This is a genomic window from Streptomyces sp. NPDC000151, from assembly GCF_040301705.1.
In the GTDB taxonomy this organism is placed as follows: domain Bacteria; phylum Actinomycetota; class Actinomycetes; order Streptomycetales; family Streptomycetaceae; genus Streptomyces.
Map to the genome: position 1 here is coordinate 70,165 of NZ_JBEPFC010000014.1, position 19,444 is coordinate 89,608.

General features: G+C 71.5%; 17 protein-coding genes. 7 read left to right on the forward strand and 10 right to left on the reverse strand.

Features of this window, described 5'->3' with window-relative positions; translation table 11 throughout:
- Nucleotides 1–50 precede the first annotated feature (50 nt).
- Nucleotides 51–1,265, forward strand: coding sequence for an acetyl-CoA C-acetyltransferase (locus ABT381_RS07195; protein ID WP_351588996.1), 1,215 nt, complete (start codon nt 51–53; stop codon nt 1,263–1,265).
- A gap of 76 nt (nt 1,266–1,341) precedes the next feature.
- Here the strand turns inward: ABT381_RS07195 and ABT381_RS07200 are convergent, their stop codons facing one another.
- The 4 genes from ABT381_RS07200 to ABT381_RS07215 form a co-directional block, all read right to left on the reverse strand.
- Nucleotides 1,342–1,764 carry an acyl-CoA thioesterase gene (locus ABT381_RS07200; RefSeq protein ID WP_351588999.1) on the reverse strand — a complete coding sequence of 141 codons (423 nt, stop codon included), beginning with the start codon at nt 1,762–1,764 and terminating at the stop codon, nt 1,342–1,344.
- A gap of 14 nt (nt 1,765–1,778) precedes the next feature.
- Entirely contained in the window at nt 1,779–3,647 is a 1,869-nt protein-coding gene (locus tag ABT381_RS07205) for a phospholipase C (protein ID WP_351589002.1), read from the reverse strand.
- A gap of 63 nt (nt 3,648–3,710) precedes the next feature.
- Entirely contained in the window at nt 3,711–4,928 is a 1,218-nt protein-coding gene (gene efeB, locus ABT381_RS07210; protein WP_351589043.1) for an iron uptake transporter deferrochelatase/peroxidase subunit, read from the reverse strand.
- A gap of 86 nt (nt 4,929–5,014) precedes the next feature.
- The gene (locus ABT381_RS07215) at nt 5,015–6,244 is read right to left on the reverse strand and encodes an EfeM/EfeO family lipoprotein (RefSeq protein WP_351589005.1); all 1,230 of its coding nucleotides are present in this window, start codon (nt 6,242–6,244) and stop codon (nt 5,015–5,017) included.
- Nucleotides 6,245–6,428: 184 nt separating this feature from the next.
- Between ABT381_RS07215 and ABT381_RS07220 the strand changes: the two genes are divergently transcribed.
- A complete protein-coding gene (locus ABT381_RS07220) occupies nt 6,429–7,265 on the forward strand; it encodes an alpha/beta fold hydrolase (protein ID WP_351589008.1) in 837 nt (278 codons plus the stop codon).
- 63 nt (nt 7,266–7,328) lie between these two features.
- On the opposite strand, the gene ABT381_RS07225 is transcribed toward ABT381_RS07220, so the two are convergent.
- Both ABT381_RS07225 and ABT381_RS07230 read right to left on the reverse strand, forming a co-directional pair.
- Nucleotides 7,329–8,117, reverse strand: coding sequence for a VOC family protein (locus ABT381_RS07225; protein WP_351589011.1), 789 nt, complete (start codon nt 8,115–8,117; stop codon nt 7,329–7,331).
- Between the two features lie 187 nt (nt 8,118–8,304).
- Complete coding sequence (locus ABT381_RS07230) at nt 8,305–9,162, reverse strand: GNAT family N-acetyltransferase (protein WP_351589014.1); 858 nt, start codon at nt 9,160–9,162, stop codon at nt 8,305–8,307.
- A 380-nt stretch (nt 9,163–9,542) separates the two neighbouring features.
- On the opposite strand from ABT381_RS07230, the gene ABT381_RS07235 reads away from it, so the two are divergent.
- The gene (locus ABT381_RS07235) at nt 9,543–11,153 is read left to right on the forward strand and encodes an AMP-binding protein (RefSeq protein ID WP_351589017.1); all 1,611 of its coding nucleotides are present in this window, start codon (nt 9,543–9,545) and stop codon (nt 11,151–11,153) included.
- 43 nt (nt 11,154–11,196) lie between these two features.
- Here ABT381_RS07235 and ABT381_RS07240 read toward each other — a convergent pair whose 3' ends face one another.
- From ABT381_RS07240 to ABT381_RS07255, 4 genes are read right to left on the reverse strand one after another with little or no spacing between them, the layout of a single operon-like run.
- Nucleotides 11,197–11,697, reverse strand: a complete 501-nt coding sequence (locus ABT381_RS07240) for an LUD domain-containing protein (protein ID WP_351589019.1) — start codon at nt 11,695–11,697, stop codon at nt 11,197–11,199.
- Nucleotides 11,694–13,199, reverse strand: a complete 1,506-nt coding sequence (locus ABT381_RS07245; protein ID WP_351589022.1) for a lactate utilization protein B — start codon at nt 13,197–13,199, stop codon at nt 11,694–11,696. Before ABT381_RS07245 ends, ABT381_RS07240 begins: the two co-directional genes overlap by 4 nt.
- A complete protein-coding gene (locus ABT381_RS07250) occupies nt 13,196–13,978 on the reverse strand; it encodes a (Fe-S)-binding protein (RefSeq protein WP_351589025.1) in 783 nt (260 codons plus the stop codon). Before ABT381_RS07250 ends, ABT381_RS07245 begins: the two co-directional genes overlap by 4 nt.
- A 33-nt stretch (nt 13,979–14,011) precedes the next feature.
- A complete protein-coding gene (locus ABT381_RS07255) occupies nt 14,012–14,791 on the reverse strand; it encodes an IclR family transcriptional regulator (protein ID WP_351589028.1) in 780 nt (259 codons plus the stop codon).
- Between the two features lie 122 nt (nt 14,792–14,913).
- Between ABT381_RS07255 and ABT381_RS07260 the strand changes: the two genes are divergently transcribed.
- The 4 genes from ABT381_RS07260 to ABT381_RS07275 form a co-directional block, all read left to right on the forward strand.
- The gene (locus ABT381_RS07260; protein WP_351589031.1) at nt 14,914–16,359 is read left to right on the forward strand and encodes an MFS transporter; all 1,446 of its coding nucleotides are present in this window, start codon (nt 14,914–14,916) and stop codon (nt 16,357–16,359) included.
- A gap of 184 nt (nt 16,360–16,543) precedes the next feature.
- Nucleotides 16,544–17,455, forward strand: coding sequence for a YceI family protein (locus tag ABT381_RS07265; RefSeq protein WP_351589034.1), 912 nt, complete (start codon nt 16,544–16,546; stop codon nt 17,453–17,455).
- 159 nt (nt 17,456–17,614) lie between these two features.
- Nucleotides 17,615–18,928 (forward strand): lactate racemase domain-containing protein, encoded by a 1,314-nt coding sequence (locus ABT381_RS07270; protein WP_351589037.1) that lies wholly within the window; start codon nt 17,615–17,617, stop codon nt 18,926–18,928.
- Between the two features lie 10 nt (nt 18,929–18,938).
- The coding region (locus ABT381_RS07275; protein WP_351589040.1) for an asparagine synthase-related protein at nt 18,939–19,444 on the forward strand (506 nt) is incomplete at its 3' end.

A 19,444-nucleotide genomic window follows, 5' to 3' on the forward strand; every position in this document is an offset into this window, starting at 1 on the left:
CTGTCCGTCCTCGACCCGCCACGGAGGCATCAACCATGCGTGCGGCAGTGATGCGTGAAGCAGTGATTTGCGAGCCCGTCCGTACCCCCATCGGCAGGTTCGGTGGTTCCCTGAAGAGTCTGAGCGCGGCCGAGCTGGGGACGGTCGCGCTGCGGGGGCTCCTCGCGCGTACCGGCATCGACCCGGCCGCGATCGACGACGTCATCCTCGGCAACTGCTACCCGAGCAGCGAGGCGCCCGCCATCGGCCGGGTCGTCGCCCTGGACGCGGGCCTGCCGATCACCGTGCCCGGCATGCAGGTCGACCGGCGCTGCGGCTCAGGGCTGCAGTCGGTACTGCAAGCGGCCATGCAGGTGCAGTCCGGCGTCAGCGAACTGATCGTCGCCGGTGGCGCGGAGAGCATGAGCAACGTCGCCTTCTACGCCACCGACATGCGGTGGGGCGTCAAGGGCCAGGGCGTGACGCTGCACGACGGGCTGGCCCGGGGCCGCGCCACCGCGGGCGGCCGGAATTACCCGGTGCCCGGCGGGATGCTGGAAACCGCGGAGAACCTGCGCCGCGAGTACGGCATCGACCGCGAGGAACAGGACCGGCTGGCGGTGACCTCGCACCGGCGGGCCGTCGCCGCGCAGACCTCCGGGGTGTTCGCCGAGGAGATCGTCCCGGTGCCCGTACGGACGAAGAAGGGCGAGACCGTCGTCGGCACGGACGAACACCCGCGCGCCGACGCCTCGATGGAGACCCTCGGCGCCCTGCGCCCGGTACTGGGCAAGCAGGACCCGGAGTCCACCGTGACCGCGGGCAACGCCAGCGGCCAGAACGACGCCGCCGCCGTGTGCGTCGTCACCCACCCCGAGCGTGCCGAACAGCTCGGCCTGCGCCCGCTGGTGCGCCTGGTGTCGTGGGGCGTGGCCGGAGTGGCCCCGAAAATCATGGGCATCGGCCCGGTCCCCGCCACCGCCGTCGCGCTGGAGCGGGCGGGCCTGAAGATCTCCGATCTGGACCTGATCGAACTCAACGAGGCGTTCGCCGCGCAGGTGCTCGCCTGCACCCGCGAATGGGACTTCGGCGAGGCCGACTTCGCGCGGCTGAACGTCCATGGTTCGGGCATCTCGCTGGGCCACCCGGTCGGCGCGACCGGCACCCGCATTCTCGCCACCATGGCCCGCGAAATGCACCGCCGCGACGCGCGGTACGGCCTGGAGACCATGTGCATCGGCGGCGGCCAGGGCCTCGCCGCGATCTTCGAGCGGGTGAGCGCCTGACACCGCATGCTTTGGAGGTAAGGAGCAGTATGGGAGGGCGGGCAAGCCCCTCCCATACTGCTTTCCCGTCACCCCGTCAGAGCCCGGCAACGCCCGGATCGGCCGCGACCCCGCGGAAGTACTCCCGGGGGTTGGGCACGAGTCTGCGCTCCTTCAGGTCCAATATCCCGCCCACGTTGAACACTTCGGCCACGAGGGTGCCGTCGGGGCGGGTCATGGTCTGTTCCACGCGGAAGGACTTGCCCTCCCCGAAGACGAAGGCGCAGCTGATGTCGACGTCGTCGCCGGCGACCACTTCACGGTGGTATTTGATCGTGCTCTCCAGGCTGACCGGGCTGACCCCCTTCGCCAGCAGGTCGCTCTGGTGGATGCCCGCCGCCCGCAGCAGCTCCCACCGCGCGTGCTCCGCGTGCGCCAGGTACACGTTGGCGTTCAAATGCCCCTGTGCGTCGGTCTCGTAGACGCGAACGGTGATTCGGACCGTGAATGATTTCGTCATGCGCACACTCTCTCTCACCCTGTAGGCGCGCTGGTGCGAGAGCGGCGGCGACGCACGGCGAGAGTTGTGCCGGCGATGGCCAGGAAGGCGGCGGCGCCGATGCCGAGCGGGAGCAGGGGAGTGGAGGAGGAAGAGGGGACCTGGGCGGGGCGATTGGGGTGGTGAGGAGCCGCTGCGGCGTGGACCGGGTGGACCGGAGGGATTGGGCCGGTCGAGGACACCGAGCCGTCCTCGGCGAGCAGGACCTGCTTGTTGTTCGGGTGGGTGAAGTCGAACATCGAGGTCAGGGGGTTGGCGCGGGCGTCGAAGGAGGCGTCGCCGAGGCGGCCCGTGTGCCAGTTGTCCTCGATGAAGCGGGTGATCGAGGTCTGCTCGGTCGGGGTGTGGTCGATGTGGTTGACCTTGCTGTACGGGGAGATGACCAGGAGCGGCTGGCGCGGGCCGGGGCCGCAGCGGTCGGCGTAGCCGCCGTCGGTCGCCGGGGCCTCGCGGCAGGCCGCCGCGTCCGTCGGCTGTCCGTTGTCGTTGGGGCTGCCGTCCTTGGAACCGTTGCGCGGCTTCGGGTACACGTGGTCGTACCAGCCGTCGGAGTCGTCGTACGCCACGACGATCGCGGTGTCCTTCCACTGCGCCGACTTCTGGACGCGGTTGATCTCGTCGATGAGGAAGTGCTGCTCGTCGGTGGGGGAGGAGTTACCGGCGTGCGCGTCCCGGTACGCCGGTGCCTTCACGAAGCTGACGGCCGGGAGCGTGCGGTCCTTCAGCGCGGCGTGCAGGTCGGTGAGGTCGTAGTTGTGATTGGCGCGGCCCGCGTGGCCGATCTCGGCTGTGTTGCGCGGCGCCAAGTGGTGCGGGTTGGCGGTGGACTTGTAGTACGCGAAGGGGTTGTGGTGCGGGCTGTAGTCCTCGACCGCCTGGCCGCCCGCGTTGGTGTGCGTGACGGGGACGCACTGCGCGTAATGACCCTTCTTGCCGTCCCACGCCGTGCCCGGCCGGAAGCCGCCCTGGAACCAACCCCAGCTGACGTGCCGGGAGTTCAGCAGATCACCGATGTTGTTCCCGGTCATCTCGCCCAGGTTGTTCCCGCTGGTGTGGTCCTTGTCCGAGCAGTCGTCGTACGCCGGGTCCGGGTCGTGCGTCATCGTGCCGACGCCCTTGGCGTCCGGCGAGGAGACGACCCCGGGGTCGGGCTTGTCGGTCCGCTGGGGGTGTTCGGTGCTGGAGTGGGGATCGGTGGTGACGATGCCGTGGGTCTGCCCGGACACCAGGTTGATGGCGCCGGGGGTGGACGGGCCGTACGTGGAGCTGAACGAGCGGTCGCTGAGCGCGTAGTGCTGCGCGTAGTTCCACATCGCGGTGACGGTGTTGCCGTCGTAGTAGTCCATCACCAGGCCCGGCTCGCCGAACAGGCCGCCGGAGCACTTCCCCGAGTCGGTGTTCTCCACGAACTTGTCGGCCTTACCGCCGTGGTAGGCGTACTGCTCCGGGCTGTAGTCGTGCTTCTGGTCGCAGGTCATCGCCTGCTCCGGGGTCAGCCGCTTGGGCCGGTACTGGTTGGGATTCTTGTCCAGCAGCCCCGCGGTGCGCAGGTTGTCGATGTCCTTCGGGGTGTCCTTGGCCGGTGTGAATTTCGTGCCGTCGGTGTTCGCGGCCTCGGGGTAGGTCGCGAAGTAGTGGTCGAAGGAGATGTTCTCGTCGAAGAGCACGACGAGGTGTTTGATGGGGGTGGACGTACTGGTGTGCCTGCCTGCGCCGGCGGCCGGGGCCGCTCCCGCGGGCGCCGCCGTGCCGCAGACCCCGAGGGCCGCCGCCCCCAGCAGCGCCGCCCATCTGAGTCCGCCGCGGCCGCCCGGCCGCCGTGCGGCCTTCCCTGCCCTGCTCATCGCCTGTCCCCTTCCGTTTCCTAACACCGTGAACCGTCGGTCGTCCGTACCTCGCTCACGCGCTCAGGCCAGCAGCGTCCGCCCCAGCCAGTCGTCGCGGTCCCGCACGCCCGGCAGCGCGTAGAAGTAGCCGCCGCCGAACGGAGTGATGTAGTCGGTCAGCGGCTCGCCCGCCAGCCGTTTCTGTACGGTGACGAACTGCCGCTCCAGGTCCTGCTGGTAGCAGCAGAACAGCAGCCCCATGTCGAGGTTGCCGTTCGCGTCCGTGCCCCGGTCGTAGTTGTAGGCGCGGCGCAGCAGGCGCTGGTCCTCGGTGTCGCGCGCACGCGGGTTGGCCAGCCGGATGTGCGCGTCGAGGGGGATCGAGTCGCCCTTGGGATCCAGCGCGTACCGGGGCGCGTCGTGCTCGTGGGTACCGTCGAGCGGCGCCCCGGTGTCCCGGGCGCGGCCGAACATCCGCTCCTGCTCGGTGAGCGAGACCCGGTCCCAGAACTCCACCAGCATCCGGATCAGCCGTACGACCTGGTAACTGCCGCCGGCCGCCCAGTCCGGCTCGCCGGTGCCCCGGCCGACCCAGACCAGCCGGTCCATCGCCCGCCGGTCGCGCACGGACGGATTGGCCGTACCGTCCTTGAAGCCCATCAGGTTCCGCGGTGTACCGCTCGGCCGCGGCGGCGAGGAGAATCCGTCCAGCCGCCAGCGCACCTGCATCGCGCCGCGGGTGTGCCGGGCGAGGTCGCGCAGCCCGTGCAGTACGGCGTCGGTCTCCGGCGCGCACAGCTGCACGCTGAGGTCCCCGTGGCACCACTCGGGCCGCAGGTCGTCGTCGGGGAAGGTCTCCATGGGCCGCAGCCGCCGCGGCTTGCGCGCGGCCAGCCCGTACCGGCCGTCGAAGAGCGAGGCGCCGACGCCCACGGTCACGGTGAGCCCGGTGGGCGGTACGTCGGGCCCGAGCACTCCGGAGTCGGCGGGCGGCGCCGTGATGCCCAGGGGCGCGGGGGAGCCGCCGGTGGTCAGGAACCGGGCACGCTCGGTCAACGTGCGCAGCAGCGCGGCCAGTTCGTCCCGCCCCTCCGCCAGCACATCGAACGCCACGAAGGCGGTGCTGCGCTGCGGCGGCGTGAGGATGCCGGCCTGGTGCGGGCCGTGGAAGGGGGCGGTGCGCGGGGCGGTTCCCGCAGTCCCCTCAGTTTCTGGGGCTGCCGAGGCGACGGCACCACCGACGGCCGCGCCCCCGAGCCCGGCAGCCGCCGCGCCATAGAGAAATCGCCGCCGCACCAGTCCACGATCCGCACCGCCACCCGACCTGGTGCCCCCGGTACCCCCGGCACCCCCAGCACTCCCGGACCGTCCAGTACTCGTCCCGCTCACGAAACCGTCCTCCGCACATCGAGCACCGCGGCCACATCGGCCAGCCGCTCGACGAGATCCCCGAACGCCCCGTTCAGCCGCTCCCGCTGCGCACGGGAGAGCCGGTCCAGCGGCACCCACCGACCACTCGCGCCGCCGCCCCCGACTTCCTCCATCTGCTTCCCCGCCCGCTTCAACCCCCGCTCAATTACCGGCAGTTCAGGTGCACGGTGCTTCAACAGGGGTCGCAACCGGTTCAGTACAGCGCGGGTGCCGTCGAGGTTGGCGCGGGCGGTCGCGAGATTGCTGCCACTGCCGTAGTCCGTACGGCCGGTCAGCTCGAACTGCACGGTGTTCTCCAGGATTTCGTGGGCGCGCAGCCCGACATCGAGCGGGTCCATCCGGGCGTCGGCCCAATCGCGCCGCAGCGCCCGCACGTCCGTGGCGAGCCGCTTCGCCGGGCCGCGCAGACCGGCCGCTGACTCGCCGTGCCACAGGCCGTACTCCACGCGGTGGAAGCCGGTGAAGTGCCGGTCGTGGACGCCGCGCGCGAGCCCGGCCGTGGTGCCGTTGATCGCGGCGTCGGCGTCCCCGAACGTCCCGTACGCCGCGCCCATCCGCTCGTACACCAGGTGCGCGGTCAGCCAGGCGGCGCGCGCCCCGGCCAGGTCGCCGCGGTCGACCGTGGCCGCCAGCGCGTCCGTACGCGTCACGAGCTCACCCATCCGGCCCCGCACCCACCTCTGGTAGTCCAGCGTGGGCGGGATCAGGTCGTGGACGCTGACCGGGGTGGCGGCCGGCCCGCCGGGCCCCTCGGCGCCCGTCACCCGGCGCGCGGGCCCGCGTACCGCGCCGGCATCGTCCGGGATACAGGTGAACGCGTACGTGCCATTGCCCAGGTCTGCGCGGAGCGGCCGGGTCGCGCCGGGCGCCAGCCCCTCGACCTCGCCGTGCACCGCGCCGGTCGCCACGTCCTTGAGGTACACCTCGGTCGGCACCGTACCGGTGTTGCGCAGATCGAAGACCTGCACCCCGGCGCGTGGCCGGCCCCAGCCGCCGCCGCAGCCGCCGGGCGAGACCTCGATGCTGGTGTGCCGCAGTCCGTCGGAGGCGGCACGCCGGACGCCGACCCCGGGGGAGTGGCCGCCCGCCGCACTGAACAGACCCCCCGCGATGGCCACGACGACCGCCACCGCCGTGACCACCACGGCCACGATCGCCACGGACCTCGCGGACGCTCGTGACATCTCTGGGATCTCCTCACGCTCTCGACGCGCACCCTCCTTGACGTGCACACACCCGGGACAGTCAGCCAGAGAACTCCCCGCCACCCCAGCCCTCCCCTGCGGATTTTCTGGAGACTTGGCGCAAAGTTGGCTGAGGTAAAAATGAGGGGACGAACGGGCGGGAGAGCCGAGGAGGGGGAGAGACATGCTGGTCGAGGAGAGCGTCCGGGTGAACGGTATCGATGTGCGGTACCGGGTCGCCGGGGACGGGCCCGCTGTGGTGCTGGTGCATGGGCTGGGGGAGGACGGTGGGGTGTGGGAGCGGCAGCAGCGGGCGGTTGCGGGGTGGCGGACGTACGCGTACGACCTGCGGGGGCATGGTGGGAGCGGGGTCGGGGCTGCGGAGGGGAGTCTCGACCAACTGCGGGACGATCTGCTGGAGTTCCTGCGGCGGGTGTCGGGGCCGGCTGTGTGTGTCGGGTTCTCGTTGGGGGGTGCGATTGTGCTGGCCGCGGCGGCGGTCGCGCCCGGGCTGGTCACGGGGGCTGTGGTGTTCGGGACCTCCACGGTGGTCGGGAGAGCCGCGGTGGAGTTCTACGAGGAGCGGATCCGGCTGGTGCGCGCCGGGGACCGGGAGCGGCTGGCGGCGGTGATGCGGGCGGACACGGCGGCCGCGCTGCACGGTGCGGAGGCGGAGGCGGATGTGGATGCGGATGTTGATGTGGATGCGGTGACCGCGCGGCGGATGGCGGCCATTGGGGACGGGGCCGGGTACGCGAACGCGGCCGCCGCGATGGCCGGGCTGCGGGAGCGGCCGCTGACCCCGGCGCTCGCCGCTATTACGTGTCCCGTCGTGGTCGTCGGGGCCGAGCGGGACGCCTTCTGTCCGCGCAAGGCCGCCGAGATCATGCTCGACGGACTCAAGGGCGCGGCGGGTGAGGTGCGGTACGAGGAGATTCCGGCGGCCGGACATCTGATGAATGCCGTGCAGCCGGCGGCGGTCACGGCTCGGCTGACGGCGGCCCTGGAGTCCATGGGGTGAGGGGGCGCCTCACCGCCGGGACCGCGGGGTGCGGTCCCGGCGGGCGGGCGGCCACCGCCCTGTTTACGAGAACTTCGGCATGTCCCCCGTCGTCGTCCCCATGTCGATCACGGAGAAGCTCGCGCCCTGCTGGTCGGAGACGGCGGCGAAGCGGCCGAAGGGGCTGTCGTGCGGGCCGAAGTGCACCTGGCCGCCGAGCTTGGTGATCCGGGCGATGGCCTCGTCGCAGTCGTCGACGGCGAAGTACGGGTTGATGTGCGGGGGCAGCCCGGCCGGGAAGTCCTCGGTCATCTTCATCCGGCCGAGGGTGGCGCCACCGTCCAGCTCGTAGAGCTTGAAGTCGACGGCCTCGTCCCGCATCTTCTGCACGCCGTACGAGAAGAGCGCGGGGAAGAACGCGTCCGCCTGCTCGGCCTCGCGGGTGGTGATCTCGGCCCAGCAGTACGAGCCGGGCTCGCCCTGCTTCTCGAAGCCCCGGTGGGTGCCGGGCTGCCAGAGGCCGAAGGTGACGCCGGCGGGGTCGGCGGCGATCGCCATGTGCCCGAAGTCCCCGACGGCCATGGGGTCGATGACGATCCGTCCGCCGAGGTCGCGGACCTTGCCCGTGGCCGCCTGGAGGTCGGACGAGGCGAAGAACAGACACCAGGCGGTCGGCCAGTCCTGCCCTGGCATCTTGGGCGAGAGGCCGGCGACCGCCTTTCCGCCGGAGTACGCCTGGGTGTAGTTGCCGAACTCCGCCGAGCTCTCGCCGAAGGTCCAGCCCAGCACTTCGCCGTAGAAGGTCTTCGCCGCCTCCAGGTCGGGGAACGAAGCGTCGATCCAGATGGGGGTGCCCTCAGGTGTGACGGCCATGGCTGCCTTCCTCTGTACGGCCTCTGCGAGGCGTCCGCTGTGGAGGTCTTGTCCGGCTTGCCACGCTATTCAGTGATCTTGCTTGCGTCCGGCCAAATATTCGAACGTACGGTCAATTCTCGAATTCACTCGGGAGGGTGCGTGGCCGCCCGGGAGCGCACGGTCGGCCCGACCGGCAGCCCGTTCCTCAGCCCAGCTCCAGGCTCGTCACCCCGAAGACGTTCGCCGTGGCCACGGGCCGGACGGGGCCGGTGTACATGCGGGCCGTGGCGAAGGACGGGGTGAGGCCGAGGGAGGTGGCCAGCGCGGTGGCTTCCGGGTTGGCCTCGGGGACGTCGACGGCGAAGGGGGCGCCGTCCAGGTCGGCGGTGAGCCCGTCGAGCAGCGCCCGGGCGTCGTCGGCGGTGTCGGCGAAGAGCGGGCCGACGCGGTGGGCGTCGCGGCCGGGGCGGATCACGCCGTAACCGGTCACCCGCCCGTCGACGACGCGGGCGAGCGCCCGATGGCCCTCGGTGGTGAGCCAGTTGCGCAGGAAGCGCGGGCGGTCGGCGGGGTACCGGGCGCTGTCGTACGCGAGGATCGCGTCCAGCCCCGCGGCCTCGGCCGGGACGACGTGCGCGGGGGCCGGGCGGCCGGCCGGCAGCGAGCCGCCGTACCGGCTGGTGCGGTAGGCGAGTTCGAAGCCGGAGCGGCGGTAGTTGTCCTGCTGGGCCGGTACGCCGTCCAGGCCGACGGTGCGCTCCCCGGCGTGTGCGAGCGCGGTCTTCCAGGTGGTGAGGCCGTGGCCGCGGCCGCGCTGGTCCGGGCGGACGAGGTAGAAGCCCAGGAAGGCGTAGTCCGGGCTGTAGTTGACGACGGAGATGGCGGAGACCGGTTCGCCGTCGATCCGGCCGAGGAAGAAGCCGTCGGGGTCCTGGGTGAAGAAGCAGGCGGCGTCGGAGAGGCCCGGATTCCAGCCCTCGGCCGCGGCCCACTCGCTCACGAGCTTCCAGTCCTCCGGCGTGGCTCGCGTGACGACGAGCTGGTCAGGGGCCTGACGGGGCATTGCGATGTCCTTTCCGGCGGAGAACGGGCCGCGCCGCGGCCCACGGTGCGGGCCATCCTTCCCGATCCGTACGCCCGTATCCAGCGAGGGAAGTGGCCGCGGTCAGGGGCGAAAGAAGGGTCAAGTAGGGGAACGGCTAAGGAAAAGAAAGGAAAAGGGAGGGTCAAGTGCCTGGATCGGGTGGATTGCGATGTGCAAGCAGGCGGGGTGGAGCGCTAGCATGGGAATTGGTTGTCTGGGGCAACCAAATTCCCGGGGCGGGGGAGCTCACTTGTGCCGGGTGCGCCGCCGTGCGCCGTGCCGGCCCTGGGCACCACCGACCAACGGAGTACCACCACCGGGGCGCGGGGACGAGCGCGCCGGTGACGAGAGGACGATTCATGCCTGCCGAGGCAGCCGTAACCCCGACCACCCCCACAACCCCCCACGAAGACCAGGGCAGTTCACCGGAGGCCGACTTCCGTACCTACGTCGAGGACATCCTCGACGCGCTGGCGGCCGACCCGGAACGTGAGCTCCTGGTGTACGGCGACCGCCGGCTGACCGCGGGCGAGTTCCACGACCTGGTGCACCGCACGGCGCACGCCATGTCCGCGCAGGGCATCGAGCGCGGCACCACCGTCACACTGCTCAGCGGCAACCTCCCCGAGGCCATCGCCGCGCGCTACGCCGCCAACCTGGCCGGCTGCCGGGTCAACCACCTGTACAACAAGCTCTCCGCCGACGTGCAGGCCAACATCGTCCGCGACGTGGAGACCCGCGCGCTGATCGTCGACCCGCGGCTGGCCGACCGCGCCGCCGAGCTGGTCGAGCGCGCGCCCGTGCCGACCGTGCTCACCCTCGGCGAGGCCAAGCGCGAGATAGGCCGGGACCTGCTGGCGCTCGGCGCCGAGCAGCCCGCCGAGCCGTTCGTGACCCGGGCCCTGCCGGACGACATCTGCACCATCCGGCACACCGGCGGCACCACCGGCCACCCCAAGGGCATCGTCACCACCTTCGAACAGTTCAACCGCATGCGCCGGATGATGCACGACGCGCAGGAGGCGGAGTACGCGCCGAAGCAGCTGGTGTGCACCACCATCGCGCACGCCGCCGGGATGCTCGCCGACGTCATGTTCCTCAGCGGCGGAACCGTCGTACTGCACGACGACTTCGACCCGGCCGAGGCGCTCGCCACGGTCGAGCGCGAGGGCATCACGCACCTCTTCCTGCTGCCGCCGCTGGTCTACCAGCTGATGGACCACCCGGACTCCGAGCGCCGCGACCTCTCCAGCCTGCGCGCCCTCACCTACGGCGGCTGCCAGTCCTCGCCCGCCCGTATCGCGGACGCGGTCCGCCGCTTCGGCAAGGTGCTCGTGCAGTTCTACGGGCAGAACGAGGCCGGCGGCATCAGCGTGCTGCCCGCCGACGAGCACGACCCGGAGCGCCCGGAGCGGCTGCGCTCGGCCGGCAGGATCCTGCCCGGCGTCGAGGTGGCCATCCGCGACACCGACGGCAAGGACCTGCCGGCCGGCGAGCTGGGCGAGATCTGCGTCCGGTCGGCCGGCACGATGACCGGGTACTGGAAGCAGCCGGAGCTGACCGCCGAGGTGCTGCGGGACGGCTGGCTGCACACGGGTGACGTGGGCTTCGTCGACGAGGAGAACTACATCACCGTCGTCGACCGGATCAAGGACATGATCGTGGTCGTCGGCGGCCATGTGTACACCACCGAGCTGGAGGACCTGCTCAACTCGCACCCGAAGGTGCTGCAGAGCGCGGTCTTCGGCGTCCGGGACGCGGACAACATGGAGCAGGTGCACGCCGCGGTCGTGGCCGCCCCGGACAGCGGCGTCGAGGCGGAGGAGCTGCGCGCCGCGGTGCGCGAAAAGCGCGGCGCGATGTACGAGCCGGCCCACATCACCTTCGTCGACGCGCTGCCGCTGACGGACGCGGGCAAGCCGGACAAGAAGCTGCTCCGGCAGCAGGCGGAGCAGGCGCAGGCCGTCTAGCGGACCGCGCGGGCGGGTGCCGAGGCGCCCGCCCGCGCGGCTCTCACGCGTCCGGGTACACCGCCACTCGCACCGCCCGCGGCCCGTGCATTCCCTGGATCATCGCCGACTCGATGTCACCGGACCGGCTGGGCCCGGTGACCAGTTGCATCCCCGACGGCATGGGGTCGAGCCGGCCGAGCGCCGCGATCAGTTCCGCGTAGTCACCGTACAAACGCGAGAGCGGCACGATCGCGAGGTGGGTGCCGGGCAGGACGGCCGTGCCGCGCGGGCGGCCGGGCGCGGGGCCGAGCGCGAGGGTCCCGGTGTCCGCCGCGGCGCCGAGCACACCGGTGACGCCTACCTCGGCGTCCCACGGGTCGGCGGGCCGCTCCCCGGCCAGCTCCAGGCCCTTCAGATCCGGGTGGTCGTCCACGAGCGCCGGGCGGTCGCCCGCCCAGCGCCGGATCAGCGACAGCGCCTCGTCGTGCGAGGCGGCGAGCTCGGCCAGCCCGCCGGCCGCCGCCAGCCGCTCCCGGAAGAGCTCCGCCAACTCCCCGTTCATCCCTGCCTCCTGGTGCCCGACGGCGTCTTCGTACGGTCCCGGAACCACCTGCGGAAGGCGCCCGCCTCGCGCAGCGCGGGCAGCGCGCGGCCGCGTGCCCAGCCGCGTCCGGGTCCGGGCAGCCGGGCCAGTACCCGGTCCGGGAGCAGCCGGCCCGCCAGCCGGGCCGCCGCCATCGTGGCCCGGAAGCCGGTCTCCGTACGCCATGCCAGCGACCAGGCGCGCCAGCCGGCGCGGGACACCGATGCGGTGGGCTGTGCGCGTTCGTGTTCCGCGCGGAGGTTCACCAGCAGGTCGGGGATCGGGATCTTGACCGGGCAGGCGTCATGGCAGGCGCCGCAGAGCGAGGAGAGGAAAGGCAGGTCGGAGTCGCTGCCCGGCTCACCGAGCAGCGGGCTGAGGACGGCGCCGATCGGGCCGCCGTACACCGCGCTGTACGGGTGGCCGCCGCCCACCGTCCGGTACACCGGGCAGGCGATCTGGCAGTTGCCGCAGCGGATGCAGGCGAGCACTTCCTCCTGCGGAGTGCCGAGCGCCTTCGTACGGCCGTTGTCGAGGATGACCAGGTGCAGCTGCTCCGGGCCGTCGCTCTCGCCCTCGCGGCGCGGCCCGTTGACGAGCGTCTGGTAGACGGAGACGCGCTGCTTGGTGGCCGCGTCGCAGAGCAGCGGGATGAGGACGCCGAGGTCGGCGAAGCGCGGGATGACCTTCTCGACGGTCATCACGGCGACGTGGATACGCGGCTGTGAGGTCACCATGTCGGCGTTGCCTTCATTGGTGACGATGGCGAGGGTGCCGGTGTCGGCGGCCGCGAAGTTGACGCCGCTGATGCCCATGCCGGCGGCCTTGAAGTCGGCGCGCAGCCTGGTACGCGCGAAGGCCGCCAGGTCGTCCGGGTCACCTGACACCTCGTCACCGGCCAGCTGTCCAAAGAGATCCGCCACGTCCTGCCGGGACTTGTGCAGCGCGGGCGCGACGATGTGACTCGGCCGCTCGTCGGCCAGCTGGACGATGTACTCGCCCAGGTCCGTCTCGACCACCTCGATGCCCTGCGCGGTGAGATGGGTGTTGAGGTGGATCTCCTCGGTGGCCATCGACTTGGACTTCACCGCGAGGCGTACGCCGTTCTCCCGGGCGATCTGCTCGATGGCGGCGCGCGCGTCGGCGGGCGTGGCGGCCCGGTGCACCACGCCGCCGTTGCGCTCGACGTTCCCGGTCAGCTGTTGGAGGTACTTCTCCAGGTCGGGCAGGGTCTCGCGGCGGATGGCCGCGCCGCGTTCGCGCAGCCCGGCCACCTCGGGAGTCCAGGTGCCGACGTGCCGTTCCCCGTCCAGGGCGGCGAGGCGGTCGTGGGTGGGGCGCGCTGTGGGGACGGTCAGCGCGTCGCGGGTGATGAGGGGGAGCGGGCGGCGGTGTGGCGGGATGTCGCCGGCCGCCCACTCGGGCCGGTCGGGACGGATGCGCTCGCGCCCGGCGAGCGCCGAGGAGCGCTGCTCGGTCATGCGGGCACCTCCGTCGCGGTGCCCGGTCGCGCGGGCACCTCCGTCGGGACGAGCGCGTCGCGTACCAGCTCCGCGAGGTGACGGGTGCGGACCGGCGGCCCGGCCTTCCGCGCCCGGCTGTCCAGGTGCAGCAGGCAGCCCGGGTCCGCCGAGACCAGCCAGTCGGCGCCGCTCGCCGCGGCCGTACCGAGCTTGGTGTCGGCCATCGCCACCGACACGTCGGGGAACTTCGCCGCGAAGGTGCCGCCGAAGCCGCAGCAGGTGTCGCAGCCCGCCATCTCCCTCACCTCCAAACCATCGATGCGGCCGAGCAGTTGGCGGGGCGTACGCCGCTCGCCGAGTGTGCGGGCCATATGACAGGAGTCGTGGTACGTGACCGAGCCGCGCAGCCGGAGCTTGAGTTCCGCGCCGTACGCCATGACGAACTGGCTGAACTCATAGGTGCGTTCGACGAGCGCGCGCTGATCGGAGGTGGGTTCGCGGAGCCGGTCGAGGTGGTGGTGCAGGTAGGCGGCGCAGGAGCCGGAAGGGGTGACCACCGCGTCGTACGGTGCGAAGATCCGCAGCCAGCGGTCGAGCAGTGCGCCGGCCTCCGCCGGGTGCCCGGAATTCAGTGCGGGCTGGCCGCAGCAGGTCTGGCCGCGCGGCAGCTCCACCCTGACGCCCATCGCCTCCAGTACCTCCACCGTGGCGCGTGCCGGGCCGCCCGCGGCCAGATCGCCCATGCACGAGGTGAACAGCGCCACCCGCGCCGGGGGCCGGGTATCCGTCTCCGTCATGCGACTCCTCCGTATCGGACAGTCTCAGGCAACTCATGCCATCACCGACTCCACCCGCCGGGCCGTGTCCCGTACCGCGTCCGCCAGCGCCAGTACCTCCTCGCGGCTGATGACGAAGGTCACCGTGGAGACGCTGACCGCACCGACCGTGCGGCCGTCGGGGGTGTGGACGGGCGCCGCGAGGCAGCGCACGTTCGGTTCGTTCTCCTCGTCGTCCAGGGCGTAGCCGCGTTCCCGGACGCCGGCGAGGTCGGCGGCGAGCGCGTCGAGGGTGGTGCGGGTGCGCTCCGTGCGCCGCTCCAGGCCGGTGCGCCCCACCAGCTCGGCCAGCGCCGGCGCGTCGAGCCCGGCGAGGACGCACTTGCCGATGGCGGTGGAGTGCAGGGGCTGTTGCATGCCGACCCGGGAGAGCATCGCGAACGGCTGCACGCCCTCGACCTTGTGGGTGTAGACGACGCGGTCGCCGCTGCGCAGGCCCATGTGCAGGGTCTGGCCGATCTGCGACTGCAGCTCCACGAGGACCGCCTCGACGGTGGTGTGCCGGCGGCCCTGGCTCACCGCCGCGCCGATGCCGCTGGCGGTCGGGCCGATGCCGTACCGCCCGCCCGCGTACGCCACCGCCCAGCCCTCGGCGACCAGGGTGGCCAGCAGCCGGTGGGCCGTGGGTTTGGACACGGCGGCGTCCGCCGCCAGTTCGGCCAGCCGGAGGGGGCCCGGCGCGTGGCAGAGCACCTCGATGAGCCGCAGCACCTTGCGGGGGCCCGCGCCGTCGTTCGGCTTACCGGAATCCGTCCGTGCAGAACTCGTTGACACCTCTCCGAGGCTAGGGCTAGCTTCCCCCGATATTCCACCCCCCTGAACGACGTTTCGCCAGGCGGAACGGCGGAACATTCTCCACCCTTCCTGGACCATTCGTGCCGACGTCAGGAGAATCCGTGACGACTCAGGCGGAGATAAGGCAGCTGTCCGACCGCGCAGCACAACACGTCCTCAGCAAACAAGGCACCGACGCGGGGCGGCGCACCGGCTGGCTGATGATCTCGACGATCCTGATCGAGGCATGGGATCTGTACGCGATCTCCTTCCTGCTGCTGTTCGTCAAGAACGACCTGCACCCCAGTGCCGCGATGCTCGGACTCGCCTCCGGCGCCGTGCAGTTGGGAGCGCTCATCGGCGCGCTGGGCGGCGGCTGGGTGGCCGACCGCATCGGCCGGCGCAAGGTCTTCATCATCACGATGGCGCTGTTCGTGGTGCTCGCGCTGAGCCAGTCCTTCGTGACCAGCATGTGGCAGCTGGTGGCGATCCGTTTCCTGCTCGGCATCCCGCTGGGCAGCGACATCTCCACGGGCTACGCGTACATCATGGAGACCATGCCCAAGGGCAAGCGGGAGGTGATGGGCAACCGCTGGCAAGGCATGTTCGGGCTCGGCGAGATCGCCGCGATCGCGGTGATCACCGTGCTGTACCTCAGCGGCATGGACCACGGCCTGCTGTGGCGGATCGGCCTCGGCATCGGCGCGCTGCCCGCGCTCGCGCTGCTCATCGGCCGGCTGGACGTGCCGGACACCGCGCTGTGGCTGGTCCAGCGCGGCAAGTTCCGGCAGGCCAAGGTGGTCGCGAAGAAGATGTTCAACGACGACCTGGACATGCTGCCGGACGAGGACTTCCTCATCGAGCGGCCGCGCACCCGCGACTTCCTCGCCGGCATCTGGCAGGACCCGATCCGCCGCAAGGCCAGCGTCTTCGCCTGGATCTCCAACGCCATGCAGGGCGCGGAGTTCGCCGCCTTCGCCTTCTACCTGCCGGTCATCCTCGTACTCACCGGGGTCTCCGGCATCGGCGCCACCAACTTCGTCACCGGCGCGATCTACATCATCGCCACCATCAGCGGCTTCGTGGCGCCGATGGTGACGCCGAAACTGGGCCACCGCGGCGTCGCCCGCTGGGGCTTCGGCACGGCCTTCGTCTCCCTGCTGCTGGCCGCGCTCTTCCTGCAGCTGGAGTGGCACGTACTGGTGCCACTGGCCGCCGCCGGCCTGATGTGGGGCCACTACTGGGACGCCTCGAACGGCATGACCATCGCCTCGATGGTCGCGCCGAGCCGGTACAAGGCCACCGCCTCCGGCTTCGGCTACCTCTTCGTCAAGCTCGCCGCGTTCGTGACCATCTTCTTCTTCCCGATCCTCTTCACCGAGCTGGGCGTGCCGCTGGCGACCGTGATCGTCTCGCTGCTGTCCCTGACCGGCTATCTCGCGGCCACGTACATCCTCCCCGAGGTCTACGGCTACGTGGAGCAGGAGGAGGGCGTCGGCACGGGCGCCGGGCAGGACGGCGGCGTCCGGGAACCACGGGTGGGCGAAGGCAGTGTGCACGACGGGTGAACGTCTCGCACTTCGTGCCATTGCGCCCGAATTTGCGCAGGTCAGTGCCGTGGGGGTGAGTGAATAGCACAGTGCGGCGCATGAAATCGTGGGCACAGGGACGGTCTTGGTCACCGTCACCCCCCTCTCCCACGGCCCCGCCCCAGGGGCCCTGTTGACATGCACCGCGAAGAAAGGTGATGGCATGCCCATCGCACTGCTCCGGAGGAAGCGGGCCGGCCGCGGCCCGCGCGGAGCCGGCCTCCTGCACCCCGTCCCCCCGGGTGCGGGTGCCTTCAACTGTGAGGTGCTCGACCCGCTCGGAGAGCCGCTGCCCCGGGCCGAGGTCACCGTGACCTCGGCACACGGCGGGCAGACGGTGGCGAAGCTGACGACCGATCCGTACGGTCTGTTCTTCATCACGCTGCCTGTCGGCCGGTACAGCGTCCTGGTCTCCTCCGACGGCCTCCAGCCGAACCGGCAGACCATCGACGTCCGCGAGGGCGAGACCCTGCCGCTCTCGTCGATCCGGCTGGAGTCCTCCGCACCCTTGGAGCTTCCCCAGCCCGGCACCTGGCTCTTCGACCCGCCGCACACCGCGATCCGGTTCGTCGCCAAGCACGTCGGCATGGCCAACGTGCACGGCCGGTTCACCCGCTTCCAGGGCGGCATCCGCGTCGCCCCGGACATGGCCGACTCCCGCATCGAGGTACGCATCGAGGCGGCGAGCATCAACACCGGTAACAACACACGCGACGGCCACCTGCGCTCGGCGGACTTCCTGGACGTCGAGAACTACCCGTACCTGCACTTCGCCTCCACCCGCTTCATCCATAAGGGCGGTCAGAAGTGGACCGTGCAGGGCGTCCTGGAGATGCACGGCGTCAGCCGTACCGTCAACCTGGACACCAACTACCTCGGCGCCGTCAACGGCGGATACGGCGAGGAACTGCGCTGCGCGGCCCGTGCCACGGCCGAGCTGCACCGCGAGGACTACACCCTCAACTGGCGCAACATGCTCGCCCGCGGCATCGCCATCGTCGGCCCGACGGTGAAGCTGGAGCTGGACATGCAGGCCATGTACCGCTGCGAGGACACCCCGACGCCGCCGGAGTAGGACGGACCGGGAAATCCACCGCGAAGGCCGCCTCCGTGACCGCGGGGGCGGCCTTTCGCGTACGGACGTCACCTCGGCGCCCGGCCCCGATGGCGCGCCGTGAGCCGAGTTGCCCGCACACCCTTGCGCCCGCGCACCGTGCTCGGAGATCGTTCCGCCATGAGGCAGAACGCGTACCCGAAGGCCGAGCACGACGCCGGGGGACCGGCACCCGCGGCCGCCCGTATCGGCGGGCCCGGCACGGTCCTCGGCGAGACGCAGGTGACGGAGTTCCTCGCCGAGCAGCTCGCCGACGCCGAACTGGACGACCGCAGCGTCTGCGTCGTCGTCCCCGACGGCACCCGCAGCTGCCCGCTGCCACTGCTGCTCTCCGCGGTGCACGGCGCGCTCGCCGGGCGGGTGAGCCGGCTGACCGTACTGATCGCGCTCGGCACCCACGCCGCGATGGACGAACACCGGCTGGCCCAGCACCTCGGCTACCCCGAGGGCGACTTGCACGCGCGCTATCCGGGCATGACCGTACGCAACCACGAGTGGTGGGACCCCGGCACCTTCGTCTCGCTCGGCACGATCTCCGCCGACCGGGTCGGCGAGCTGTCCGGCGGGCTGCTGCACCAGGCCGTCGACGTCCGGCTGAACCGCGCCGTCGTCGACCACGACGTCACCCTCGTGCTCGGCCCGGTCTTCCCGCACGAGGTCGTCGGCTTCTCCGGCGGCAACAAGTACTTCTTCCCCGGCGTCGCGGGCGCGGAGATCATCGACCTCTCGCACTGGCTCGGCGCCCTCATCACCAGCGCCGACATCATCGGCACCCGCGGCATCACCCCCGTACGCGCCCTCATCGACGAGGCCGCGGCGCTCATCCCCGGCCGCCGCCTCGCCCTCTGCGTCGTCGCGCAGTCCGGTACCTCGGGCGCGCTGCACTCCGTCGCGTACGGCACCCCGGAGGCGGCCTGGGCCGCGGCCGCCGAGGTCTCCGCCGAGACCCACGTCCGCTACCTCGACGCGCCCGTGCGACGCGTCCTGTCGGTCATGCCCGAGAAGTACGAGGACATCTGGACCGCCGCCAAGGGCTTCTACAAGCTGGAACCGGTCGTCGCGGACGGCGGCGAGGTCGTCCTCTACGCACCGCACATCACGCAGCTCTCCGCCATGCACCCGGAGATCGCCGACATCGGCTACCACTGCCGGGACTACTTCACCGAACAGTGGGACCGCTTCCGGCACCTGCACTGGGGCGTCCTCGCGCACTCCACCCACCTGCGCGGCGCCGGCACGTACGACCCGGTGCGCGGCGAGCGGTGCCGCCTCACGGTCACGCTCGCCACCGGCATCCCCGAGGACGTCGTACGCGCGGCGAATCTGAACCATCTCGACCCCGCCGAGGTGGACTTCGACGCCTTCGCCGCCGACCCGGAGACCCTGGTGGTGCCGCACGCGGGCGAGATCCTCCACCGGCTGCGCACCAACTGAGGAGCCGCACATGACACTTCCGCACCTCACACCCCCGCACCTCCCCGCGCTCACCGGCCCGGACGCCGCGGCGGCCGACGCGGTCGCCGTACTGCTGCACGGCGCCGCGCCCCTGGGCGTCGCGTTCTCCGGCGGCGTGGACTCCTCACTCCTTCTCGCGCTCGCCGTACGGGCGCTGGGCACCGACCGGGTCCTCGCGGTCCTCGGCGTCTCGCCCAGCCTGGCCGCCGACGAACGCGCCGCGGCCCACGACGTGGCCGCCCACCTCGGCGCCCGGGTCGTCGAAGTCACCACGTACGAAGGGGAGTCGGCCGCCTACCGGGCCAACGGACCGGACCGCTGCTTCCACTGCAAGGACGAGCTGTTCACCCGCATCTCCGGCGAACTCGTCGGGGCACACGGCCTCGTGGCGGTCGCGTACGGCGAGAACGCCGACGACGCCCGCCGCCCGGACCGGCCCGGCAGCCGCGCCGCCACGGAGCACCGCGTGCTGCGTCCGCTCGCCGACGCCGGCCT